Origin of the sequence: Rhodococcus sp. Chr-9 (assembly GCF_000801125.1) — a bacterium.
In the GTDB taxonomy this organism is placed as follows: Bacteria; Actinomycetota; Actinomycetes; order Mycobacteriales; family Mycobacteriaceae; genus Rhodococcus; species Rhodococcus pyridinivorans.
Genome location: NZ_JTIZ01000122.1, coordinates 698423 through 720554 on the forward strand (window position 1 = coordinate 698423; position 22132 = coordinate 720554).

General features: G+C 66.6%; 21 protein-coding genes and 4 pseudogenes. 12 read left to right on the plus strand and 13 right to left on the minus strand.

The window, feature by feature from the left end; all coding sequences use genetic code 11:
* Nucleotides 1–14 precede the first annotated feature (14 nt).
* The 3 genes and pseudogenes from QR64_RS22390 to QR64_RS28935 form a co-directional block, all read right to left on the minus strand.
* Nucleotides 15–1382 carry a DUF6297 family protein gene (locus tag QR64_RS22390; RefSeq protein ID WP_039587263.1) on the minus strand — a complete coding sequence of 456 codons (1368 nt, stop codon included), beginning with the start codon at nt 1380–1382 and terminating at the stop codon, nt 15–17.
* Nucleotides 1376–2026, minus strand: a complete 651-nt coding sequence (locus QR64_RS22395) for an ABC transporter ATP-binding protein (protein ID WP_039587264.1) — start codon at nt 2024–2026, stop codon at nt 1376–1378. Before QR64_RS22395 ends, QR64_RS22390 begins: the two co-directional genes overlap by 7 nt.
* 123 nt (nt 2027–2149) lie before the next feature.
* Nucleotides 2150–2197 (minus strand): annotated as a pseudogene (locus QR64_RS28935) (hypothetical protein); the annotation flags it as partial.
* Between QR64_RS28935 and QR64_RS28405 the strand changes: the two are divergent.
* Nucleotides 2198–2461, plus strand: coding sequence for a hypothetical protein (locus QR64_RS28405; RefSeq protein ID WP_235367281.1), 264 nt, complete (start codon nt 2198–2200; stop codon nt 2459–2461).
* Nucleotides 2462–2501: 40 nt separating this feature from the next.
* Here the strand turns inward: QR64_RS28405 and QR64_RS22400 are convergent.
* The 3 genes and pseudogenes from QR64_RS22400 to QR64_RS22410 form a co-directional block, all read right to left on the minus strand.
* Nucleotides 2502–3359, minus strand: a pseudogene (locus tag QR64_RS22400) (cytochrome P450); the annotation flags it as partial.
* Nucleotides 3360–3408: 49 nt separating this feature from the next.
* Nucleotides 3409–4179 carry a hypothetical protein gene (locus QR64_RS22405; protein WP_019289378.1) on the minus strand — a complete coding sequence of 257 codons (771 nt, stop codon included), beginning with the start codon at nt 4177–4179 and terminating at the stop codon, nt 3409–3411.
* Between the two features lie 307 nt (nt 4180–4486).
* Nucleotides 4487–4977: pseudogene (locus QR64_RS22410) on the minus strand (DUF2470 domain-containing protein); the annotation flags it as partial.
* A gap of 49 nt (nt 4978–5026) precedes the next feature.
* Between QR64_RS22410 and QR64_RS22415 the strand changes: the two are divergent.
* Entirely contained in the window at nt 5027–5476 is a 450-nt protein-coding gene (locus tag QR64_RS22415) for a cupin domain-containing protein (protein ID WP_037216705.1), read from the plus strand.
* 568 nt (nt 5477–6044) lie between these two features.
* Nucleotides 6045–8303, plus strand: a complete 2259-nt coding sequence (locus QR64_RS22420; RefSeq protein ID WP_019289382.1) for an NADP-dependent isocitrate dehydrogenase — start codon at nt 6045–6047, stop codon at nt 8301–8303.
* A gap of 76 nt (nt 8304–8379) precedes the next feature.
* Here the strand turns inward: QR64_RS22420 and QR64_RS22425 are convergent, their stop codons facing one another.
* The 3 genes from QR64_RS22425 to QR64_RS22435 form a co-directional block, all read right to left on the minus strand.
* Nucleotides 8380–8964: a PadR family transcriptional regulator gene (locus tag QR64_RS22425; RefSeq protein ID WP_006552020.1), complete on the minus strand. Its 585-nt coding sequence runs from the start codon at nt 8962–8964 to the stop codon at nt 8380–8382.
* A gap of 19 nt (nt 8965–8983) precedes the next feature.
* Nucleotides 8984–9973 carry an NAD(P)H-dependent flavin oxidoreductase gene (locus tag QR64_RS22430; RefSeq protein WP_024100901.1) on the minus strand — a complete coding sequence of 330 codons (990 nt, stop codon included), beginning with the start codon at nt 9971–9973 and terminating at the stop codon, nt 8984–8986.
* 187 nt (nt 9974–10160) lie between these two features.
* Complete coding sequence (locus QR64_RS22435) at nt 10161–11249, minus strand: helix-turn-helix transcriptional regulator (protein WP_019289384.1); 1089 nt, start codon at nt 11247–11249, stop codon at nt 10161–10163.
* Nucleotides 11250–11336: 87 nt separating this feature from the next.
* On the opposite strand from QR64_RS22435, the gene QR64_RS22440 reads away from it, so the two are divergent.
* Both QR64_RS22440 and QR64_RS22445 read left to right on the plus strand, forming a co-directional pair.
* Nucleotides 11337–11795, plus strand: coding sequence for a hypothetical protein (locus QR64_RS22440; protein WP_039587265.1), 459 nt, complete (start codon nt 11337–11339; stop codon nt 11793–11795).
* On the plus strand, nt 11792–12196 hold the full coding sequence (locus QR64_RS22445; RefSeq protein WP_019289386.1) for a DUF1304 domain-containing protein: 405 nt from the start codon (nt 11792–11794) through the stop codon (nt 12194–12196). Before QR64_RS22440 ends, QR64_RS22445 begins: the two co-directional genes overlap by 4 nt.
* Nucleotides 12197–12357: 161 nt before the next feature.
* Here QR64_RS22445 and QR64_RS28410 read toward each other — a convergent pair.
* Nucleotides 12358–12504: pirin-like C-terminal cupin domain-containing protein (locus QR64_RS28410; protein ID WP_318025585.1), on the minus strand; the 147-nt coding region annotated here is incomplete at its 5' end.
* Between the two features lies 1 nt (nt 12505).
* Nucleotides 12506–13322, minus strand: a pseudogene (locus QR64_RS22450) (pirin family protein); the annotation flags it as partial.
* Nucleotides 13323–13451: 129 nt separating this feature from the next.
* On the opposite strand from QR64_RS22450, the gene QR64_RS22455 reads away from it, so the two are divergent.
* The 3 genes from QR64_RS22455 (at nt 13452) to QR64_RS22465 (ending at nt 15873) form a co-directional block, all read left to right on the plus strand.
* Nucleotides 13452–14291 carry a MerR family transcriptional regulator gene (locus QR64_RS22455; RefSeq protein ID WP_039587267.1) on the plus strand — a complete coding sequence of 280 codons (840 nt, stop codon included), beginning with the start codon at nt 13452–13454 and terminating at the stop codon, nt 14289–14291.
* A complete protein-coding gene (locus QR64_RS22460) occupies nt 14288–15124 on the plus strand; it encodes a hypothetical protein (RefSeq protein WP_033098144.1) in 837 nt (278 codons plus the stop codon). The genes QR64_RS22455 and QR64_RS22460 overlap by 4 nt, the downstream gene beginning before the upstream one ends.
* Nucleotides 15125–15276: 152 nt before the next feature.
* Nucleotides 15277–15873 carry an oxygenase MpaB family protein gene (locus QR64_RS22465; protein ID WP_232333346.1) on the plus strand — a complete coding sequence of 199 codons (597 nt, stop codon included), beginning with the start codon at nt 15277–15279 and terminating at the stop codon, nt 15871–15873.
* Nucleotides 15874–15880: 7 nt separating this feature from the next.
* On the opposite strand, the gene QR64_RS22470 is transcribed toward QR64_RS22465, so the two are convergent.
* Entirely contained in the window at nt 15881–17188 is a 1308-nt protein-coding gene (locus QR64_RS22470; RefSeq protein WP_033098145.1) for an alpha-hydroxy-acid oxidizing protein, read from the minus strand.
* 129 nt (nt 17189–17317) lie between these two features.
* On the opposite strand from QR64_RS22470, the gene QR64_RS22475 reads away from it, so the two are divergent.
* The 4 genes from QR64_RS22475 to QR64_RS22490 all read left to right on the plus strand — a co-directional run bounded on the left by QR64_RS22475 (nt 17318) and on the right by QR64_RS22490 (nt 21265).
* Nucleotides 17318–17983 (plus strand): class I SAM-dependent methyltransferase, encoded by a 666-nt coding sequence (locus QR64_RS22475; protein WP_033098146.1) that lies wholly within the window; start codon nt 17318–17320, stop codon nt 17981–17983.
* Between the two features lie 323 nt (nt 17984–18306).
* Nucleotides 18307–19119: a ribosome small subunit-dependent GTPase A gene (rsgA, locus tag QR64_RS22480; protein ID WP_235367301.1), complete on the plus strand. Its 813-nt coding sequence runs from the start codon at nt 18307–18309 to the stop codon at nt 19117–19119.
* Between the two features lie 726 nt (nt 19120–19845).
* Entirely contained in the window at nt 19846–20655 is an 810-nt protein-coding gene (locus QR64_RS22485; RefSeq protein ID WP_232333347.1) for a glycoside hydrolase family 19 protein, read from the plus strand.
* Between the two features lie 58 nt (nt 20656–20713).
* Nucleotides 20714–21265 (plus strand): dihydrofolate reductase family protein, encoded by a 552-nt coding sequence (locus tag QR64_RS22490; protein WP_006552034.1) that lies wholly within the window; start codon nt 20714–20716, stop codon nt 21263–21265.
* A gap of 69 nt (nt 21266–21334) precedes the next feature.
* On the opposite strand, the gene QR64_RS22495 is transcribed toward QR64_RS22490, so the two are convergent.
* Nucleotides 21335–22039 (minus strand): DUF899 domain-containing protein, encoded by a 705-nt coding sequence (locus QR64_RS22495; protein WP_033098148.1) that lies wholly within the window; start codon nt 22037–22039, stop codon nt 21335–21337.
* Nucleotides 22040–22132: the final 93 nt, after the last annotated feature.

The following is a 22132-nucleotide window of genomic DNA, read 5'->3' on the forward strand; positions in this document are numbered from 1 at the left end:
TCCGACATCAGCGTTCAACTGAATAGCGCAGCCAGCCACGCCGCGACGAGCAGCACGTCCGGTCCGCGAAGCCATTGCCGGAGCAGATCGACAGGGATTTGTCCCACGGCGGTTTCCAGGATCAACCCGTCATAGCTGATCGACGGTCGGGTGCGTACCCGGTACGCGGCCGCGCAGCCCCCGACCAGCCCGATCGCCAACGTTGTGACCGTGCTATCGGTCAGGAGTGTCATAGATATGGCCGCCAGTGCCGCGGCCACACCCGGCACGACGGTGAGCGGCCACCGTATCTGCCGGTCGTCGACACCGAGCACGGAACCGAAATCGCGGTCGCGGAAGACATCCCGGAGCCCCGCACTGAAGATCATCGCCACGATGAAGACCGCGGCGAGGTACAGCACGGCCACCGCCGGTGGTGTCGTCACCATCGGTGAAATACCCGCCGCTCCGATGGCACAGAACGCCAGCAACAGAGAGACTGGTCTGCGGACGTGACGGAGCACATCGGATCGGATCAGCGCCCAGGCAAGCCCACCGGAGAGGGCGCGGGTGCGTCGGCGTCCGATGCGTCGCCACGATGCGTGCTCGAGCGCGCCGAGCAGCACCGAGATGTCCAAGGCGGTGGCCGACGCGGATACGGCCACCGTGGTGTCGGCTCCGGCTGCCAGGTCTGCTGCTGCGATCCTGTGGCACGACCGCACGGCGACGACTGCCAGAGTTGCGGCCAGTGCCCCGACTGCGGCGACGGGCCACCAGCCGGTCGGCAGCGCAACATCGACTCCGGCTGTCGCCGTGAACACCGCCGCTACCGATCCCAGGGCGCAGATCCGGCTCAGGATGGTCACAGTGCCGGGGGCGAGCAGTCGGCACTGGACGAGAACGCAGAGCGCAACGACGACGACTCCGGTCAGCGTCGTCAAGACGGTGAACGCAAACCACACCGTCAACTCCGCGGCGAACGCTGCGATGCGTCCGGTCAGCGCACCGACCAGGGCGCCGCAGCCGAGTACGACAACCACCCGGCTGCGGACCAGGGCACCGCGGTCGAGCAGTGTCGAGCTCACCCAGAAGCCGAGCTCTGCACTGGTGGTCACCGGCCCCACGGCCCGCCCGGCCGCGGCGCCGGCTGCGACCGCGGCCGCGGCGACGGCCCATCCCCAGGTCGATGTCCACGGCTGTCCGGTGACCAGGACACTCGAGGCGGTGAGCACGGTCGGCGGCAGTGTGAACAGCCACCACAGCAGGCCGACACCGACGTACAGGCCCAGCGCCCCCAGCACGAGGGTCGCTGCCCGACTGGTGGCCGGTGCGTGGCGTCGTTCGAAGTGTCGAACCAGCGTGCGGATCGACCGGACGGAAGGAAGGCTGTCGGTGATCACCATGAGTCGGCCTCCACGACCTGATCGGCGACCGCATCCACCAGTTCTGCATCGTGCGAGACCATCAGCACGGTTCGGCCCGACTGTTTCTCGGACGCGAGGACAGCCGCCAGCCAGCTGCGACCGGCGGTGTCGAGGTGTTGTTCGGGTTCGTCGAGAACCAGCAGCGTGCGGGGCCGGACGAACGCTGAGGCCAACGCCAACCGGCGACGCTGCCCGCTCGAGAACGTCACCGGGAGCCGGTCGCCCACCGCGAGCAGGTCGACCTCGGCCAAGGCCTGTGTCGCCGCCTCGAACGGGTCGGGCACCCCGTGGCCGGTTGCGACGAGTTGCAGGTGTTCGTGAGCGGTGAGGTGGGCGAAGACGGGCACCTCGCCGAGTACCGCAGCGACGGTGCGCCGGAAGGCCCGGGAGGTCTCGTCCACGGGTGTGCCGTCGATGTCGATGACACCGGAGTCGAGGCGGTCTGCGCCGACGACGCATCTCAACAGGGTCGACTTGCCGGCGCCGTTCGCGCCGACCACGGCGCAGCATCGGCCGGAGGCGACATCGAAATCGACGCCGGTCAGAACAGGCAGGTCACCGAACGAACGGTGGGCATTGCGAATGGACACGGCCGGTACGCCGTGCAGATCAGGAGTGTGCATGAAAAGGGGTCTCCGGTCATCCTCGAGGAACAGAACACATGAGGATGGGGACCATGCAGCAGTGACATCGTTCGAGGCCACGCCCCGCCGAGGTCGACAGGACAGGTTGCGTGCGGGTCCCCGTTACCGGGACCCGGGTGCTCGCGGGCGGGGCCGACCCGCGGTGTCGGGATGAGAGTGTCGACGGAGTTCGCCGCGTCGGTGTTGCTCCTCGCTCGTCGGACCGCGAACGCTGCGTCCGAAGCAGAACAGCGGATCGTCGGCCCCGGTGACGAGCACAAGCGCTGCAACGGCAACAACTGCAATCAGCAGGCCCGCCAGCAACGCTGGACTGTCGCCGGTGGACATCGCTGCGACCGGCACGGCCGCAGCGACGAGCCAGGACAGGACGAAAAACGCTACCGTCGCCCCGTTCCTCCACCCGTAACGGGGTAGCCGTAGCATCCGCCGGAAATCGGGCGGATTTGGCGTATCNACCCGCGACCAGGAAGGTCAGCACCTGATTGCGGATCGATTCACGGTCGAGCTGCTCGCCGGTGTCGGGATCGACGGTGTGCATCATCAGGTCCAGCAGATCGCCGTGCTGCTCGCCGGAGCGCATCCGCTCCTCGACGATGCGATCGACCGTCTCCTGCATCAGCGCGATGTCGTGTTCATGCTGCTCCCTGGCACTGCGGCCGAACAGTGTCCGGAGGATGGGGATGTCGTTCGACGAACGGTTGATGTACTCGAGCGCCCGGCTCATCGCCGCGATGAACGGATCGGGTTCGGTGCGGCCGAACGAGTCGAAGTCGTAGCTGAAGCCGCACCGGCCGATGACGTCGAAGGTCAGCGACGTCATGCTCTTCGGCACGTCCACATACTCGCCGTCGGCCGCTGCGCGGTCCCAGCTGTCGACCAGTCGGTCGACGACGGTGAGCATCGAGTCGTGATAGCCACGCATCGCGGCCTGGCTGAAGCCAGGCCCGAGGATGTTGTGGGCTTTGCTCCAGTTCGGTTCGGAGTTGAACGCGGTGAACAGTCCGTCGCCGGCGATGACGCGAAGCTTGCGCAGCGGCTTGCCGAGGAACTTCGCCCACTTCTCCTCGTCGTTGACCTCGCGCACCAGATCGGCGCCCGAGACCACGATCAACCGGTGCTGCAGGATCTTGCGTTCGAAGATCCCACCGAGTTCCTGTGCCATCTGCATCTCACGCTGAACCGGCTTGGCCACGTCGATGCTGAGCAGATCACCCACCAGCGGCAGTCTCCATCGCGGCTGGGGAATCGGCTGCGCGCCGGTCGTCATGGTGATGCTCGTCGTAGTCGGTGACCCCATTCTGCGAGTGTGCATCAGCCTCCACGGGACGATTCGGGCGGCCTCACCGCGACGCCCAAGAGGATCAGAACAATCGCGGAGTCGCGTGCGACCCGTCCCGGGCTTCGCAGATTCGGGCGTGCCACCGGTCGACGAGCCACATCTCGACCATCTCCGGACGCGTGGCGATCAACGACGCCCACATGTTGAGGAGTTCGAGGTACCGGTGATAGCGCCGCAGCGTGAAGTCGGCGACCGACGGATCCTCGAGCCACCCTTCGTGGATGAGCGTCGACACCGCGTGCTGATCGAGAAGTTGCGCCGGGCCCGCCTCGGTCCGCACCTCGACCGCCCACAGATAGGTCGCCAGGAGCGATACGCCGACGCCGGGGGTGTCCGGCCATCCGGACCAGGTCTGCCGCGCGGTGTCGGGTAGCGACTTGGTCTTCGCGCAGTAGTCGAGGACTCCCTTGATCTTGGTGAACCGGTCCCGGTCCTTCGGGGCGTGTGCGTCGCGGACGTCCGGAAAACGTCGGGCACCGCGTCGTCGCGGATGTGCGCTGCGCCAGGCCGCGCACAGGAACAACAGCCCCAGACCGGCGTGGTCGGCTTCGATCAGTTCACTGTCGAGGCGGAGGTCGTTGCGTTGGACGATCGCGTCGCCGTCGTCGATGATCCGTCCGTCGAGATTCCGTCCCCGGAGGCGGATATCGTGCCCGGTCCGTTCGAGGTGGCTGTTCCACCATTTGAGGTCGACAGTGACGCCCTCGTCGAGCACCTGCAGGTCGAACGAGCGTGCCCGGCACCACTCGGAGCACGCTTGCGGAGGCTCGAACCCCTGGTCGTACGGATGCATTCTGTGGACATTGCCACGAGTGGGCGGCGATTCCCGGGCAGGACACGCGTGTGGGGCCGACCTGTTCCCCGCCTGTAGCAGCACGTGGGCCGCCACGACCGTCCGAGGATATCGGTAGACCGGAACGACGCGGCGAAGAGAGCGTGAACCGCATGAGACCCTTCGATGTCACCGACGCCCTCGCGCTCGCCGCCCGGCACGACCTGCACCTGTCGGCGTCACGGTGAACGAGGCGGGACTCGACTACCGTGTCGCCCTCGCCGCCGACGTCGATGCAGACGGACGTGTCCACGACGGTCTGGCGGTGCGCCGCGCGAGCCAAAGCAACTGTTGCTGAGCGCAATTCGTAGTCGGAGTCGGGCGGTGACAGATAGCCGGCATGCGTCATGGCTCGCCCACGCGGCGTGGTGACATCGAGGTCGAGGCCGTATCGGTCGCTCCGACACAGGTTGCCGCCGCCGCATCCGGGAACCCGCCGAGCTTCCGGGCCATCGCCAGCAGCGCGTCGGCGTGATCGTCGTTGAGATGCGCGATCGCACGAGCTGCCGACGGGGTCACAGAATCCGGCAATGCTTCGGCATAGTCCTCGGCGGTGGCCGAATCCATCCGCCCGTACCCACCGACCCAGCGCACGCGCCGAACCCGAAGAACCCAGAGCGTGAAGTCGCTGAAATCGATGTACACGCGGGTCCCGGGGACAGCGGCCAGGTGGGCTTCGCGCGCGGCGGCCAGTTCCTCGCCTTCGGGCCGCTCGACGTACCCGGCGACAGTGACGCGGGTGCAGGCGAGCGGGTCGCAATGCGAGGTGTCCTGCAGCAGTGTCGTGTAGACGGTAGCGTCCGTGCGCATGAAGCGCGCTGTGCAGGGTGTACTCGCGGCGACGGCATGTGCAGTAGCGGTGGCGATACCCGGGTGGGCCTACGCCACTCCGAGCGAGGGCATCTCAGGGGTGACATGGGTGGACATCGAGGTGCCACCGGGACTGCTGCCGTTCGTACCCGACGGCGTGCACGCCGTGGCCCGGGAGATCACCATCGAACCGGGCGGTAGCACCGGTTGGCACTATCACGATGGTCCCGTGCTCGGCATCGTGCGGGCCGGCACCTTGACGCATCCTGAAGGAGACTGCGAGCCTGTCACGTTCGAGACCGGCGATTTCATCAACGAGCCCTCGGGTCCGGACCATCTGCACGTCGGTCGCAATCTCGGCACGGAACCGGTGATCCTCGACGTGGTGTACCTCGTGCCGATCGGGTCGCCGCTGTTCGAGGATGTTCCCGCGCCCGCCTGCGATTGATGTCGGAGTAGTGGCGGGCTCCTGTCGGTAGACGCTCGGGTCGAGTCGTCGGCGAGAAATGTGAAGTACTTCATCGGGACGCAGGCGTGCGGTTCCCTCTCGGGTCCGCGGTCGTCTCCCCCAAGCAACGATCGACGAACCTCGATTCTCGACGGAACGATCGTCCCCGCCGACAGCATCTTCCGGCGTCGGCATTCGAGCCGCGATCGGACGGACGAGGGATCGCAGTCCGGTTCGACAACGGAATCGCTTGTGACAGTAGTTTTCCCACTGCTTGTGAAGACTTCTTTCCTGACGGCGATGCTGTGCGCCGGTCGCACCCGCGTTACGACAGGTCGAGGGGCCATCGAAGCGGTGGCTCGCAGGACTGCGGCGTTCTCGGTCGCGAGCGGACATGAGGTCGACGGTTGGGCGCCCGAGGGGCCGTCGAAGCCTGTCGGCGGAGTTCGAGTTACCGGCGAGTAAATGTCGTTCTCGAGTTCTCGCACGTAGCCTGATACCCGATGCAATCCCGCACGCGGAGCATTTCGTGAGGCGGACCGGACCGACGTAGGGAGTCGAGACAAGAATGAGCGCCGACAAGCAGTCGACCATTATCTATACGTTGACCGACGAGGCGCCGTTGCTTGCGACCTACGCCTTCCTGCCGATCGTGCGTACCTTCGCTGGAGCCGCGGGCATCGAGGTCGAGACCAGCGACATCTCGGTGCCGGCGCGGATCCTGGCCGAGTTCCCCGAGCACCTCACGGAAGAGCAGCGCGTCCCGGACAACCTGGCCGAGCTGGGTCGTCTGACGCAACTGCCCGAGACCAACATCATCAAGCTGCCCAACATCAGTGCGTCCGTGCCGCAGCTCCTGGCTGCCATCAAGGAACTGCAGAGCAAGGGCTACCAGGTCCCGGATTTCCCGGACGCCCCGAAGACGGACGAAGAGCGTGCCATCCGGGAGCGCTACGGCAAGATTCTCGGCAGTGCGGTCAACCCTGTCCTGCGTGAGGGCAACTCCGATCGGCGCGCACCCCGGGCGGTGAAGGAGTACGCCCGTAAACACCCGCACAGCATGGGCGAGTGGTCGATGGCCTCACGCAGCCACGTCGCGCACATGCGGCACGGCGACTTCTACCACGGCGAGAAGTCGATGACGCTGGACCGGGCGCGCAAGGTCCGGATGGAGCTGGTCACCAAGGAGGGCGAGACGATCGTCCTCAAGCCCGAAGTGGAGCTGGGTGAGGGCGACATCATGGACAGCATGTTCATGAGCAAGAAGGCGTTGCTCGAGTTCTACGAGGAGCAGATGGAGGATGCGCGCAAGACGGGCGTGATGTTCTCCCTTCACGTCAAGGCGACGATGATGAAGGTCTCGCACCCCATTGTCTTCGGCCACGCGGTGAAGACCTTCTACAAGGACGCCTTCGCCAAGCATCAGAAGCTGTTCGACGAATTGGGCGTCAACGTCAACAACGGTCTCGGCGACCTGTACGACAAGATCGAGACGCTGCCCAGTACGCAGCGCGACGAAATCAAGCAGGACCTGCACAACTGCCATGAGCACCGTCCCGAATTGGCCATGGTCGATTCCGCACGCGGCATCTCCAACTTCCATTCCCCCAGCGATGTCATCGTGGATGCCTCGATGCCCGCAATGATTCGCTCGGGCGGCAAGATGTACGGCGCCGACGGTCGACCCAAGGACGTCAAGGCGGTCATGCCGGAGTCCACGTTCGCGCGCATCTACCAGGAGATCATCAACTTCTGTAAGACCAACGGCGCGTTCGACCCGACGACCATGGGTACCGTTCCCAACGTCGGTCTCATGGCGCAGAAGGCCGAGGAGTACGGCTCGCACGACAAGACCTTCGAAGTTCCGGAGGCGGGCGAGGCCAACTTCGTCGATGCCGAGACCGGTGAGGTGCTGCTCACCCAGCACGTCGAGGCGGGTGACATCTGGCGCATGTGCACCGTCAAGGACGCGCCGATCCGCGACTGGGTCAAGCTCGCGGTCACCCGGGCACGCAACTCCGGTATGCCGGTCCTGTTCTGGCTCGACCCGTACCGCCCCCACGAGAACGAGTTGATCAAGAAGGTCGAGCTGTACCTGCAGGATCATGACACCGATGGCCTCGACATCCACATCATGTCGCAGGTGCGCTCGATGCGGTACACGCTGGAGCGGCTGAACCGCGGAATGGACACCATCGCCGCGACCGGCAACATCCTGCGTGACTACCTCACCGACCTGTTCCCCATCCTCGAGCTCGGTACGAGCGCCAAGATGCTGTCGATCGTGCCGCTGATGGCGGGTGGCGGCCTCTACGAGACGGGCGCCGGCGGGTCGGCGCCCAAGCACGTCAAGCAGTTGGTGGAGGAGAACCACCTGCGCTGGGATTCGCTCGGTGAGTTCCTGGCGTTGGCCGTAAGCCTGGAGGACCTCGGCATCAAGACCGGCAACGAGCGCGCCAAGATCGTGGCGAACGCGCTCGATGCAGCGACCGGCAAGCTGCTGGAGACGAACAAGAGCCCGTCGCGCAAGGTCGGCGAGCTCGACAACCGGGGCAGCCAGTTCTACCTCGCGATGTACTGGGCACAGGAACTTGCCGCGCAGACCGAGGATCCGGAACTCGCAGAACAGTTCGCCCCGCTGGCCGAGGCACTGGCCAGGGACGAGGACACGATCGTGCGAGAGTTGAACGAGGTGCAGGGCGCGCCGGTCGACATCGGCGGCTACTACCGGCCGGACAGGGACAAGACCGTGGCCGTGATGCGGCCGAGTCGGACCTTGATCACCGCGCTGACGGCAGTCGACCCTGAGGCCGGAAACGCACCGTGACAGGTAGACCTGCCTCCGTGTAGACAAGCCGACCTCCCTCGCGTGGTACGCCTCGGCCCGGTTCTCGTGTTCCGGTCTACGGGACCGTTCCGCTGCGGTCGGCGGAGGAATCCGGTGTCGGGTCGAGCCGGTCGATCGTGTCGAGCGCCTCGTCCAGCCAGGTCAGCCACGTTTCTTCGAGGAGGATGCCGAGGCGGAGCACGAGATGTTGCAGGGTGCTCCGCGCGTCGCCCCGGACCTCGACGAAGTCGCGTTGCTCGATGGCGCGATACTGCTCGAGCATCGCCGTCCGGTAGGCGCGTTGATGTTCCAGCGCGGGACGCGCGGCGTCGGGATCGTCGAGCGCCGCGGCCGCGCGCAGGCGCACGGAGACACCGGAGCGCACCACGTCCGGATCCTCGATCTCGGAGATCCAGCCGCGCAGCAGTCGGCGACCGTCCGCTGTGATGGTGAAACGTCGGGGCTGACCGCGACCGGGTTTTCCGTCCGTCGGGACTTCACGGATCAGGTCGCCCGCCCGCATCCGGTCCAGTTCTCGGTAGATCTGCTGGTGGGTCGCGGGCCAGAAGTACCCGATCGACCGGTCGAAGCGCCGCGTCAGTTCCAGTCCGGTGCTGTCGCGCTCGACCAGTGCGGTGAGGATGGCGAACCTGAGAGACACCGCGTCAGCCTAGGTCACGCTATCCGGCGTCGATCATGGCGACTCGGCGTCGTTCGAGGGACGTCCACGCCAGCTCGTACTCGTCGCGGAGTCGTTGGACGAGCTCGCGGGCGGGGACGACGGACTCGATCGCGCCGAGGCCCTGGCCGGCGCCCCAGATGTCGCGCCAGGCCTTGGCGCCGGTGTTGCCACCGGACCCGAAGTTCATGGCGGACGGATCGGACTCGGGGAGGTCGTCGGGGTCGAGTCCGGCGGCGACGATGCTTCCCCGCAGGTAGTTGCCGTGCACGCCGGTGAACAGGTTGCTGTAGACGATGTCCTTGGCGGTGCTGTCGACGATCATGTTCTTGTAGTCGTCGGCGCTGCGGGCCTCCTCGGTGGCGAGGAAGGCTGTGCCGGCGTAGGCGAGGTCGGCACCGGCGGCCTGGGCAGCGAGGATCGAGCGGCCGTGGGCGATGGAGCCGGACAGCAGCAGGGGGCCGTCGAACCACCGGCGGATCTCCTGGAGCAATGCGAACGGTGACTGCGTCCCGGCGTGGCCGCCGGCGCCTGCGGCGACGGCGACGATGCCGTCCGCGCCCTTGTCGATCGCCTTGTGCGCGAACTCGTTCGAGATCACGTCGTGGAGGACGATGCCGCCGTAGGAGTGAACAGCCTCGTTGACCTCCTCTCGGGCACCGAGCGAGGTGATCACAATGGGGACCCGATGCTCGACGATCACCTCGAGGTCCTGCTCGAGTCGCTCGTTGGAGCGGTGCACGATCTGGTTGACGGCGAACGGCGCGACGTACTCCTCGGGGTGGCGCACCGCGTAGTCGGCGTTGCTCTCGGTGATCTGCTGCAGCCAGTCGACAAGCATCGACTGGGGACGGGCGTTGAGTGCCGGGAACGACCCGACGACTCCGGCCTGGCACTGGGCGGACACCAGTTCCGGTCCCGACACGATGAACATCGGGGAAGCGACCAGGGGCAGGCTCAGCGGGCCGGACAGGATCGGTGGCAGCGTCATGGTGTGTTCCTTCTTCGTCTAGGGCGGTCCCTCTCACGCCAGACTATGTGCAACAAGGTGCAAAAAACAACGGGCCGACGTCACCTGCTCTGGAACAGAGGGATTTCGGGCGTGGCAGCTGCATGCACCGAGTGGCACTGTGGCATACAACGAGCAACCCCGCTCAATGTGTAGTGAGCGTGATCGCTCAGTGCGCGGACCTGATCGTCGGCGTGTATGGGGGCGACAGGGACGGTCGGGGCATCTGCCGGCCGGCCAACCGAGCGACGAGTTCCGCGCGACTACCCGCCCCTGTCTTCGCATAGACGGATTTGAGATGGTCGTGCACCGTGTTCGGCGTGATGCCCCGGTGCCGAGCGATCTCGGCCGTCGACAGTCCGTTCAGCACGTCGGTGCACACTTCGCACTCGCGGGCGGTCAGCGCGTACGCGGCGAACAGCATGTCTGTGAGTTCACTGTCGGCCGCGGGTTCGATCGTGACCGCCGTGCGGGCCTCGTCGCCGTCGGCGCTCAACGGCGCCGCACGGACGACGATCCAGCCTCCGCCGTCGTTGCGGATACGTGCCCGGAACACCCCGGTCGTACTCGCCCGAGCCCCGAATGTTGCCGCCCGCAACAGCAGCGCCAGTCGCACCGGACCGGCGAGCCGATCCTCCCAGATCCGCGCCGCGACCGTCGATGCGACCGGCTCACCCGCGGGATCCGTCACGATCACGGCAGGACCGGGATCGGCTCCGGGGCGTGCGTGCAGGGTGTGGACGGCGGCCACCCGGGTCGCAACCGCCACCGCCGGTGCGGTCATTGTCAGGAACTCCAGTTCCCGATCCGTGAAGTCCGGACCCGAGCGGACGAAACCCGCCGCTCCCCAACACAACCCGTCCACTGTGAAGACGACTCGCACCTCGCGGTCGAGTCCGAGTGGACGCCATACCGCAGCGTTCCGGAGGCTGTGGGCGACTTCGGTCGACGGTAGATCCGAGGCCCGCACCACTGTTCGTCCACTGCGGGCGATGTCTGCGAAGGTTGCGGGATCGTGTCCACCGCATTCCGATTCCGCGAGCAGTGGCTCGTACTCACCGGGAATGCGGTTGCGCCCACTGGTCATCGAACCGAACGCCAGGGTCAGGGGATCGAACAGTGCCCAGCACGTCAAGTCGCTGCGTACGGTGCGATCGACCAGTTCGATGGCACGCTGGTGCAGTGCGGTGACGCCGACGCCGGTGCCCGCGAACTCCAGGATCTCGCGGCGTAGGCGCTCCGCCCGCACTTCGAGCATGAACCCAGTATGCGCTGGATCCGGAAGACGGAGCATCCCCGATTCAGGGGATGGTCCGGCTGTTTCCGGATCCATAGCGTCGCAGTTGTGTCCACGATTGATCTCCAACGTGCCAGTACGGGCGGGCAATTGTCGGTGCCGGATGCCGTCGTCACCGTGCTGTCGTCCGGTGAACAGACCGGCGACGCCTACGAGCTCATGCTGGTCGAGGCGCCCTGCAGCAGCCCACCGCCGCTGCACTCCGAGCCCTGGCCCAAGACCTACCACCTCCTGCGCGGCCGGATCCTCGTCCTCCTCGACGGCGAGGGCTGCGAACTCGCCGCCGGTGACACGCTCACCATCGCGGCGGGAACGATGAACAGCTTCTCGGTGCTCACCGACGACGCGGCCTTTCTCCTCGTCTGCTCCGGGACCGGGATGAGCGGTTTCTTCACCGACCTCGACGCGCTGGGGGAGGAGCACCTGCCCGAGGATGCACTGATGAGCAGGTTCGGGCAGATCGCCACCCGTTACGGAATCCGATTCGCCGAGGAGGTCTCGCCATGATCGTCGTTGCGCAACTCGCGGCCCTGGTCGCTGCCGCGGTGCACCTGATGGTCTTCGTGTGGGAGACGATCCTGTTTCGCCGTCCGAGCATCCACTGGGGCGTGTTCCGCGTCCCCGCTGCGGATGTTCCACCGGTGCGGATGTGGGCGTTCAACGTCGGCTTCTACAACCTCTTCCTCGGATCCGGAGCGCTCGCCGGCATGATCCTGTGGTGGACCGGGCACGAAACCCCGGGCCGCACCCTCGTCGTCTACACGTGCGCGTTCATGTTCCTGGCCGGCATGGCATTGTTCGCCTCGGACCGGATGGCGATGAGCCGTCCACGAGGTACCGGGGTGGTGGGGTCGCTGTGTCAGAGCGTGCCGTCGCTGGTCGCGCTCGTAGCGCTGGCGCTGGCGTAGAAGCGGCGCGGCCGACGATATGGTGTTCTCGACCTCGCTCAGCGCGGTCGAGAACACCGGATTCGTGGCATGCGTGAGGATGAACCCGGTGCACGGTAGCCGACTTGGGTGGCTTCAACCCCGATCTCCGGGGTCGAAGCCACCCTAACGCAACTACCCATCTAGGCATTTTCGTCCGACGGGCGCACGGCGGGAATGGAACCGAATCGCCCGGCCTGGAAGTCCTCCATCGCCTCGATGATCTCGGCGCGGGTGTTCATGACGAACGGACCCGCCATGACGACGCGTTCACGAATCGGCTTGCCACCNACACCTCGAGGGCGTCGGTGCGCGAATCCTGTGTCGCGGCAGCAGAGATGGTCAGGCTTTCACCCCTACCGAAGACGGCGGTCTGTCCGGTCCGGATCGGGCGGTGTTCCGGTCCGACCGCGCCATCACCGGCGAGCACGTATGTCAGGGCGTTGAATTCGGGGTTCCACGGCAGGGTGACGCTTGCTCCCGGCGCCACGGTCGCGTGCAGCAGGGTGATCGGTGTGTGCGTCGAACCGGGGCCACGGTGCCCGTCGAGTTCTCCGGCGATCACCCGGATGAGCGCGCCGCCGTCGGCCGAGGACAGCAGGGTGACCGCGCCGCCGCCGATGTCCTGATACCGCGGGGCGACGAACTTCTCGGCCTTGGGCAGGTTCACCCACAGCTGCACGCCGTGGAACAGTCCACCGCTGACCACGAGATGTTCCGGTGGTGCTTCGATGTGCAGAATGCCGCTGCCGGCGGTCATCCACTGGGTGTCGCCGCCACCGATCGTGCCGCCGCCTCCGTGGGAGTCGCGGTGCTGCATGATGCCGTCGATCATGTAGGTGACGGTCTCGAAACCGCGGTGCGGATGCCAGGGGGTGCCCTTCGGTTCGCCGGGCGCGTAGTTCACCTCACCCATCTGATCCATGTGGATGAAAGGATCGAGGTACTTCGTCTCGATGCCCGCGAACGCACGGCGGACCGGGAAGCCTTCGCCTTCGAAGCCGCGCGGTGCAATGGTCACGGACAGGACGGGGCGCGAGAGTGCGTCGGGTGCGGGCTCTTCGACGCGAGGAAGAGCGAGAACGTTGTCGACGGTTACGGCAGGCACGGTAACCCCTCTCGGTCATGTAGTTGATCTGTCAACTATCTTACTGCACTCAACCGCAGTCCTTCTCGGGTTGTTCCCACCCCGATGTGCGCCGCCGCATTCATGGCTTNCAGGGTCGATGCTGAAGCCATGAGGATCAGCGACTTGGCCCAGGCCGCGGGAACCACCGTTCGCGCCGTTCGGCACTACCACCGGCTCGGGCTCATGCCCGAACCCCCACGGGCACCCAACGGATACCGGGACTACGAACTCGCCGACCTGGTGCGTCTGCTGCGCATCCGCTGGCTCGCCCAGTCGGGTGTTCCACTGGGTGCGGTGGCGACCGTCCTCGGCGGCCACTTCACCGACGGCAGCGACCGAGATGCCGAGTCCGATCTCACCGCAGACCTCGAATCGCTGCTCGAGGCGGCAGACAATCAGATCCGGACGCTGCAGGTCAAACGTGAGGCACTCGCCGCGATTCTCGAGCGTCACCGCGCCGGCGACCGGCTCTCGCCCCTGCCGTCACCGATCGTCGACGCGTTCGACGAACTCATCGACGGCGAGGACGACCCGCACACCCGGACGCTGTTCGTCCGCGAACGCGACAGCTGGGAGATGCTCGCACTCACCGGGCAGGCATCACCGGAGTATCTCGACGCCATGCGAACCCTGCTCGACGACCCCGAACAACGGCACGCCATGGTCGCCGTCTACCGACGCTTCGGTGCACTTGCCGGACAAGATCCCACCGCGGCAGCCGACGAGGTCAGCGCCGTCATCGACGGCATGACCGCCTTGCTCGACGACATCCCGATCATGGCGGAGGTGCTCGGTTCGTGGGCAGCCGAGGCGGCAACTGCCCTCGAATCGAACACCGAGGTGCTCGCCGAGTTCCTTCCGGACCCGGCCCAGCAGGCCGTCGCGATCGGGTTCGTCCGGCGCGTCGCCGCACAGTCGGGACCGCAGCAGGACGGAGCGCGGGCATGACTGAGCGCACCGTCCGGCTCGTCCACCGAGCCGCTCTCGTCCTCACCGTGGTGGTGGCCTGTACGAACGCCCTCCTCGTTGCACTGGGCATCCTCACACCGGTGACAGCACTGAAGGTCTGGCTCGGATTCGAGCTACCTCTGGGAATCCTGGTGCTGATCGTCGGCGCACTGCGGGTTCGAATCCTGCGCCGATCCGGAACACCGTGGGCGGGGGTGCTCGACGAACTCGTCGGCCGCGTGCCCGGGGCCCTGATACGCGCAGAGTTGAGAAGCTACCGCGCACTGTGGTTCCTGATACGAGGACGTCGGGTCGGCGCCGGACCTGAGGTGACGACGATCGGTTACACCCGCGGCACGATGAGCGTGCCGATCGCGTGGCTCGTGGCGTCGGTCATCGAGATCGCGGTGGTCCACATACTCGTGCCGTGGGAATGGCTGCGCTGGACGTTGCTGATCGTCTCGGTGTACTCGCTTCTTCCTCTCGCGGGGTGGCTCGCGGATCGTGTCGTCAACCCGCATCTTCTGACACGGGACGGCCTCGTCCTGCGCTCCGGACATCAGGTCGTGGCACGTATCGACGCCGACAACCTGCAGCGATGTATCCCGCGCCATCGCTTCCAGCCGGCGGAGACGGGTGTGGACGGCGAGGTGCTGTTCCTGCCCGGTCCCGACGGCACCAATCTCGATCTCGTCCTCGCGGAACCCGTCGAGGCCCTCTTGCCGGGCTTCTTCGAACATCGCCGCCGTCCAGCGCTCGTGAGCCGGTTCGCGATCCATGTCGACGATCCCGCAGCGGCGCGCCGAGTGCTCGACGCCGCGCTCCTCGCCTGACGAGACGAGGGTGAAATCGCGGTGCTGGCACGTGACTTCGCGACGACCACGCGTTTGTCGCCGATACGCTGGGCCGGCTCGCGATCGACAGCCCGGCCGCGGAGCGGTTACGGGACACGACGGGGGTGTTCCTGCGAACCGGCGGAAGTTATGTGCAGACCTCCGAGGAACTCGTCCTCCACCGCAACACCGTGAAGTACCGGCTGCACATCGGCACGACGTTGCGCGCAGACGAGCCCGTGTGGATCGACTGGACTCACAACGCTCTCGCGTTCGCGCTGCTGCGTGGTGCGGAGGCTTTCGGCCTCGACCTGACCCCCGCCGAACAGGACAAGTTCGTCGTCGAACAGCACATCGCCGCAGAGCTCGTCGGCGCAGACCCGGCCCGTCTTCCCGCCACCCGCGCCGACCTCGAGGCGTACGTCGACGAGCAGCGCCACTGGTTGTCGCTGTCGCTCGCCGCCGCCGAGGTGACGCACGCGCTCCGGAAGCCGAACCTGTGGGGCAATCCGGTGAAGGTGTTCACCTTCGTCGTCGTGCAGGACGACATGTTGTCGCTGCTGCCGGAGTGGGCGCGCCTGATGTACGGCATCGAGGGCCGCCCGATGAACCTGGGCGCCGCCGCGCGCACCACCAAGCGGCTCATCGGCATCGCCCGCAAGAACGAGTCGTACGACAGGATGGTCGCCGAGATCACCACGCGCATCGACGAGACCCCGTACCGCAAGGTGCGTGCGCGCAAGGCCTGACCCTGTTTCAGAAGGAGGGATTCGGCCGGACGAACCGTTCGTCGATATCGGCGACCGAACGGGCACCGGTCAATGCCATGGTGAGGTCGAACTCGGCGATCACGTTGCGGACCACCTCCTCGACGCCCTGCCGACCCGCGATCGCCAGTCCGTACATGTAGGGCCGGCCGAGGAGTACGGCGTCCGCGCCGAGCGCGAGCGCGACGAAGACATCGGCGCCGCTTCGGATCCCGCTGTCCAGCAACACGGTCGGCTCCCGGCCGATCGCGGCACGGATGTCGAGCAGAGCATCGAGTGAGGCGATCGATCCGTCGACCTGGCGTCCACCGTGGTTCGACACGACGAGGGCGTCGACGTCGAGGTCGACGGCGCGACGCGCGTCGTCCGGATGCAGAATTCCCTTGAGTACGATGGGAAGTCGCGTCCGATCCCGCAACGTCGCCAGATGCTCCCAGCTCAGTCCCGGATTGGAGTAGATGTCGAGGAAGGTCTCCGCGGCGGCGCGCGGTACGGGGGAGCGGAGATTGTCGAGGAATCGACCCGGATGGTTGCGGGTCATCGACAGCAGTGTGCGGATCGCGCCGAACGTGACATCGGGTCGCTCCGTCAGCGTGTCGCGGGCGGCGTCGATCCGCTGCCGGACGATGTCGAGGAAGCGGGGATCCGAGGTGTACTGGGCGATGCCCTCGCCGCGTGCGAACGGCAACGACCCGAGATTCAGGTCCTGCGGACGCCATCCCAGCATCGTCGTGTCGAGGGTGACAACGACGGCCTCGGCGCCCGCCGCTTCGGCCCGCCGCAGCAGGCTGTCGACGAGATCCTCGTCGGAACTCCAGTACAGCTGGAACCAGCGGGACGCGGAGCCCATTGCGGCAGCGCAGTCCTCCATGGAATTGCAGCCCTGATTGGAGAAGATGTACGGCACGCCGGTCGCGGCGGCCGCCCGCGCGATCGCCAGGTCGCTGTCCGCGGCCATCAATGCTCCCGCGCCGATCGGTGCCAGCAACAGCGGTGAGGACAGCGACGTGCCTGCCACGGTCGTACTCAGGTCGCGTTCGGTGACTCCGTGGGCCATGCGCGGGACGATCGCCCATCGGTCGAACGCACGCCGATTGTTGCGCATCGTGCGTCCCTCGCCGGCGCCGCCCGCGACATACGCCCAGGCCCGCTTCGAACTCGCGCGTCGCGCGGCGTGTTCGAGGTCGCCGAAGGACGTCGGGACGGCCGGACGCCGGCCCAGCGCGCCGTTGCGGTACACGACCCCCTGACGTTCGCGGCCGGGGCCGGCGGGTGCAGATGCGGCGGTTTCGGTCACGAGTGAGTTCCCCTCTCGAACGGTGGCGCTTGTCGATCCTTCCTCACGAACCCGGCCGAGTGAACCGGTTACCGGTGCCGAATTCGGAATCGGTGCGGTGGATCCGGCGGCGGGCGTACCGTCGGATCCATGACCGAGGACGGCCAGGTTGCACCGTGGGACGACATCTACCGGGGCGTCGCCGAAGGGTTTTCGGGCCCCGTACCCTGGAACATCGGCGAACCCCAGCCCGAGATCGCCCGATTGATCGACGAGGGCAGATTCCGTAGCGACGTGCTGGACGCAGGCTGTGGGCATGCCGAGACCTCCCTCCGTCTGGCGGCACAGGGATACACCGTGATCGGTCTCGATCTGTCGCCCACAGCCATCGAGGCCGCTCGGGCCGCGGCGGCGGAGCGGGGACTGACGACCGCGACCTTCCAGGTGGCCGACATCAGCTCGTTCACGGGTTTCGACGGCCGGTTCGCGACGATCGTCGACAGCACCCTGTTCCATTCGCTGCCCGTGGACCGGCGCCGTGCCTACCTGAGCGCCGTCACCCGTGCCGCTGCTCCGAACGCGTCCTTCTTCGTCCTTGCCTTTTCGAAGGACGCCTTCCCCGAAGAGGGCCAGGGACCCAATCCCGTGACGGACGACGAGCTACGCGACGTGGTTGCCGAGTTCTGGACCGTTGACGACGTGCGGCCGGCCTTCATCCACGCATTTCTCGGCGACGAAGAGGCTGCCGCGTGGCAACGCGACGACAAGGGCCGTTCGATGCTCCCGGCCTGGCTGCTGTCGGCCCACCGCGATTGAGGGTGCACGCGGAAATTCGATTGCATTGCAGGGTGCGAAGTTCACCATCGGATCTGTCGGAGCGGACCACCCGCGCCTCGTCATGATCCAGGAGTCACCGTGCACCCCGATGTCCCACCCGGAACCGATCCGCTGGTCGAGTACGGCTGGTCCGAGCAGATCGCGGAACGGTTCGCGGACAACGACGTCCAGGGATCCCCCGGCCGCATCGTGAGGGTCGGCGGAGGTCATGGTGACACCATGACCTCCGCNTACGGACAGCGGGCCCCCACGTCTGCACCGGCGACTGGGTGATCGTGCGCGAACCGGCCACCGAAGGCGATATGACCTGCACGGTCTGTGCGGTGCTGCCGCGTACCGGCGCGATTCGTCGTGCCGACGCGTCGGGGCGTTCGGAAGAGCAGGTTCTCGCTGCCAACGTCGACACCGTCGTGGTGACGGTCGCATCCGACACCCTCGATCTCGGTCGCATGGAACGTCTGCTGGCGCTGGCCTGGGACAGCGGCGCGCAACCGGTAGTCGCCCTGACGAAGGTCGACATCGCCACCGAAGCGGTATTCGAGCAGGTCGCCATGGTCGCACCCGGAGCGAGCGTGGTCGAGGTCTGTGCGCCGAATCGATCCGGCCTGAATGAACTGCGCGAGGTGCTCCACGGCACCGTCGTGTTCGTCGGAGCGTCCGGCGCCGGGAAATCGACGCTGGTCAACGCGCTGTGCGGTCGCGACATCCAGGCGACGGCACCGGTGCGCCAGGGCGACGGCAAGGGCCGGCACACCACGACCGATCGGGAGATGTTCCCTTTGGGCGGCGGCGTGACCCTCATCGACACTCCGGGGTTGCGGGGTATCGGGATGTGGGACGCCGGTGCCGGCATCGCCTCCGCCTTCCCCGAGATCGATGAGCTCGCTCAGTACTGCCGCTTCGCGGACTGTGCGCACGAGACCGAACCGGGATGCGCGGTTCGTGCCGCTGTCGACCGCGGCGACCTCGATGCCCGGCGAGTGGAGAGTCATCGCAAACTGCGACGTGAGAACGAATGGATCGCGGCCCGGTCCGATGCCCGATTGCGGCACGAGCGGACCCGTGAGATCAAGGTGATGAGCCGCGCGATCCGGGCGTACTACCGCGACCGCTGAGTGTTCTCGGCGCGGCATACAGGGCGGTCGGTACCGCTCCGCGCAGTTCGCGCTATGAACCGGGGCTTGCTACTGCAGCACGCCGCGCCGACCCGCTTCAGCGCGCTGATCATGGAAGACCCGACCGAACGGTCGGGGTCTTCGACCTGTGTGAACATACCAATCGGTACTTCCTGCTCGGGTCGTCGTATTGTGAACGCGGACGGTCTCGGTCGGCGTGCGGCTACGCGTTATCGAGGTGTGTCGTCGGACACGAAATGATTACGACCCGGCTCGGGGGTGTACACCTCTTCGGTCGAATCGAACCGGTCTGTTCCCGAGGGGGGCGACCCATCGCGGCCTCGATTCGACCATCTGCGGGACGAACCTTCGGCGCGTGCGGTTTCGTGATCGAAGGTACTGCTGCACAACTAATTCGGTGAGAGTGCAGCGATCCTCGGTGGACAAGGGGCAGGATCGGCCAGGTACCGCTCCGGCAGGTTCTCGCTGGGCCGGCCGGATGCGATCGCCGCAATGATCGACTTCCGAGTATGGCACGCACCACTTTCATTGGTTCAGATGGCGTCGGCCACGATCGCTTGAAAACCTCTCGACCTGCGACGTTACCTGGTTGTGACCTGATGGTCGTGTGTTGGCCCTCCGTGCGGTGGTAACGATCCCGCCGGTGATGCCCGCGGCCCCGTTCGAAGGCCGAACCCAGCTTCGGCGAATCTTGGAGCACGACCCTTGTCCGTTTCATCATTGCGCCGTTTCCGTGCCGCGGTCGCCGCCGCGGCCGTCCTCACCGCCGCGCTCGGCGTCGGTACCTCCGTCGCCCACGCCGACACCGCACCCACCACCCCTGCACCTACCCGTTTCCAGGAGCCCCGCGACCTGCTCCGGGCGCTCGACTTCGACGCCCTGGCCGCCGACGGCTGGACCGTGACCGACGACGAGGAAGAGGCCGAATCCGCAGAGGCGAGCGAGGTGGTCGAACTCGTCGCCGAGACGACTCCTGCGCCGCTCCCCGCCGTCACACCCGAGGAACTGACCCGCATCGTGCCGGGCATCCCGGCGGAGAAGGTCGAGCAGTTCATCGCGCCGCTGAACGACGCGATGGCGCGCAGCGGCATCGACAACCCGGTCCGTCAGGCGGCGTTCATCGCCCAGCTGGCCGTCGAATCGGACTCCTTCCGCACCTTCGAGGAGTACGCGTCCGGTCGCGCATACGAGGGTCGCGCCGATCTCGGAAACACCCATCCCGGCGACGGTGAGCGCTACAAGGGTCGCGGCGCGATCCAGATCACGGGCCGCCACAACTATGAGAAGGTCAGCGAGCACATCGGCGTCGACTTCGTCGCGCACCCCGAGCTGCTCGCCGCGCCGGAGAACGCCTTCACCACCGCCGCCTGGTACTGGACGTCGCGCAACCTCAACGAGATCGCGGACACCGCAGGGATCGTCCGGGTGTCCGAGCTGGTCAACGGCGGTCACCATGCCCTCGGTCGCCGTATCGACGAGTTCGAGCGTGGTCTGGACGTGCTGCTCCAGCCTTAAGCCCGACACGGGCGCACCGGGCCGATGAGTTCGGGGTGCGCCGACGGTCTATCGGAGCATGAGAACACTGATCTACGACTTCGGCGTGTCCCTCGACGGTTACATCAACGACCGCGACGGCAATATCGACTGGACCGACCCCGACGACGAACTGCACCAGTTCCACAACGACCGGTTCCGCCGGCTCGAGCTCTCGTTGCACGGCCGGCGGATGTACGAGCTGATGGCCGAGTACTGGCCGCACCTGCCCGAGGACGCCTCGCCCATCGAACGCGACTTCGCCGAGTTGTGGACGACCACGCCCAAGGTCGTCTTCTCCCGCACCCTCACCGAGGTCCACTGGAACAGTCGCCTCGTCAGCGACGACGCGGTGGAGGAGGTGCGCAGGCTCAAGGCCGAGGGAGACGGCGTCATGGAGGTCGGTGGGGCGAACCTCGCCGCGTCGCTGATCCCACACGGTCTCATCGACGAGTACCAGGTGTTCGTCTCACCCGTCCTGCTCGGTGGTGGCACACCGATGTTCCCGCCCCTGGAGAAGCGCGTGGATCTGCGCCTGGTCGAGACCCGACAGTTCACCACCGCCGTGATGCTGCGCTACCTCGCCGACTGAATTCCTGTGACACACCGGTTCTCACGTACCAGGCGCGTGACGGGGTCGCGTCCACCATGTCATCCGCTTTCACCGCGCGCCGGTGCCCGGACCGTAGAGTCGCGCCACATCGGGGGAATCGAGCCACCCCGAATAGGTCGGCGACTGCGGCCAGCCCTCGGGCGAATCCTGCCATTCCTCCTGACGACCCCACGGAAGGATGTCGATCAGCGCGAAGGTGTAGCTGAGCTGCTCGGTGCCGCGGCCGGTGGTGTGCCAGGTGCGGTAGACCGTGTCGCCGTCGCGCAGGAACACGTTGACCGCGAACCCTCCACCGGGAGGTGCGTCGACGTCGGCGCCGAACGAACTCTCCGACGACGAGTACCACTCCATCGTGTTGCCCACCTTCACCTTGTAGGTGAGGGCTTCGTCGATCGGCCCGTTGGTGACGACGACCATGCGGGCGTCGTAGTTGTCGAGGATGCCGAGCCGGGTCCACTGCGTCGTGAGACTCGTGCATCCACCGCACTGCCATTCGGCACCGTCGGACCACATGTGGTGATAGGTGATGAGCTGCGAGCGGCCCTGGAACACATCGACGAGCCGGGTCGGGCCGTCGGCGCCGATCAGCGTGTAGTCGGGCAGTTCGATCATCGGCAGCCGGCGGCGCTGCGCTGCGATGGCGTCGAGTTCGCGAGTGGCGGCCTTCTCCCGTCGCCGTAGGTCGTCGAGCGCCGACCGCCATGTCTGCTCGTCGACGATCGGAGGAAGGGCGCGGGTGGTCTGCTGGGTCATGACGTCTCCCGGAGTCGGACGGATCCGTTCACGAATGTTGACCGGGGCAGGAGCCGGAAATCATCGTGGACGCGGCCACGAGTCCGAACGCCG

What these genes read in the sequence shown, in the direction of transcription:
- QR64_RS22390 (WP_039587263.1), bottom strand. Translation starts at nt 1,382, where the DNA reads ATGGTGATCACCGACAGCCTTCCTTCCGTCCGGTCGATCCGCACGCTG.
- QR64_RS22395 (WP_039587264.1), bottom strand. Translation starts at nt 2,026, where the DNA reads ATGCACACTCCTGATCTGCACGGCGTACCGGCCGTGTCCATTCGCAAT.
- QR64_RS28405 (WP_235367281.1), top strand. Translation starts at nt 2,198, where the DNA reads ATGAGAGTGTCGACGGAGTTCGCCGCGTCGGTGTTGCTCCTCGCTCGT.
- QR64_RS22405 (WP_019289378.1), bottom strand. Translation starts at nt 4,179, where the DNA reads ATGCATCCGTACGACCAGGGGTTCGAGCCTCCGCAAGCGTGCTCCGAG.
- QR64_RS22415 (WP_037216705.1), top strand. Translation starts at nt 5,027, where the DNA reads ATGAAGCGCGCTGTGCAGGGTGTACTCGCGGCGACGGCATGTGCAGTA.
- QR64_RS22420 (WP_019289382.1), top strand. Translation starts at nt 6,045, where the DNA reads ATGAGCGCCGACAAGCAGTCGACCATTATCTATACGTTGACCGACGAG.
- QR64_RS22430 (WP_024100901.1), bottom strand. Translation starts at nt 9,973, where the DNA reads ATGACGCTGCCACCGATCCTGTCCGGCCCGCTGAGCCTGCCCCTGGTC.
- QR64_RS22435 (WP_019289384.1), bottom strand. Translation starts at nt 11,249, where the DNA reads ATGCTCGAAGTGCGGGCGGAGCGCCTACGCCGCGAGATCCTGGAGTTC.
- QR64_RS22445 (WP_019289386.1), top strand. Translation starts at nt 11,792, where the DNA reads ATGATCGTCGTTGCGCAACTCGCGGCCCTGGTCGCTGCCGCGGTGCAC.
- QR64_RS22455 (WP_039587267.1), top strand. Translation starts at nt 13,452, where the DNA reads ATGAGGATCAGCGACTTGGCCCAGGCCGCGGGAACCACCGTTCGCGCC.
- QR64_RS22460 (WP_033098144.1), top strand. Translation starts at nt 14,288, where the DNA reads ATGACTGAGCGCACCGTCCGGCTCGTCCACCGAGCCGCTCTCGTCCTC.
- QR64_RS22475 (WP_033098146.1), top strand. Translation starts at nt 17,318, where the DNA reads ATGACCGAGGACGGCCAGGTTGCACCGTGGGACGACATCTACCGGGGC.
- rsgA (WP_235367301.1), top strand. Translation starts at nt 18,307, where the DNA reads ATGACCTGCACGGTCTGTGCGGTGCTGCCGCGTACCGGCGCGATTCGT.
- QR64_RS22490 (WP_006552034.1), top strand. Translation starts at nt 20,714, where the DNA reads ATGAGAACACTGATCTACGACTTCGGCGTGTCCCTCGACGGTTACATC.
- QR64_RS22495 (WP_033098148.1), bottom strand. Translation starts at nt 22,039, where the DNA reads ATGACCCAGCAGACCACCCGCGCCCTTCCTCCGATCGTCGACGAGCAG.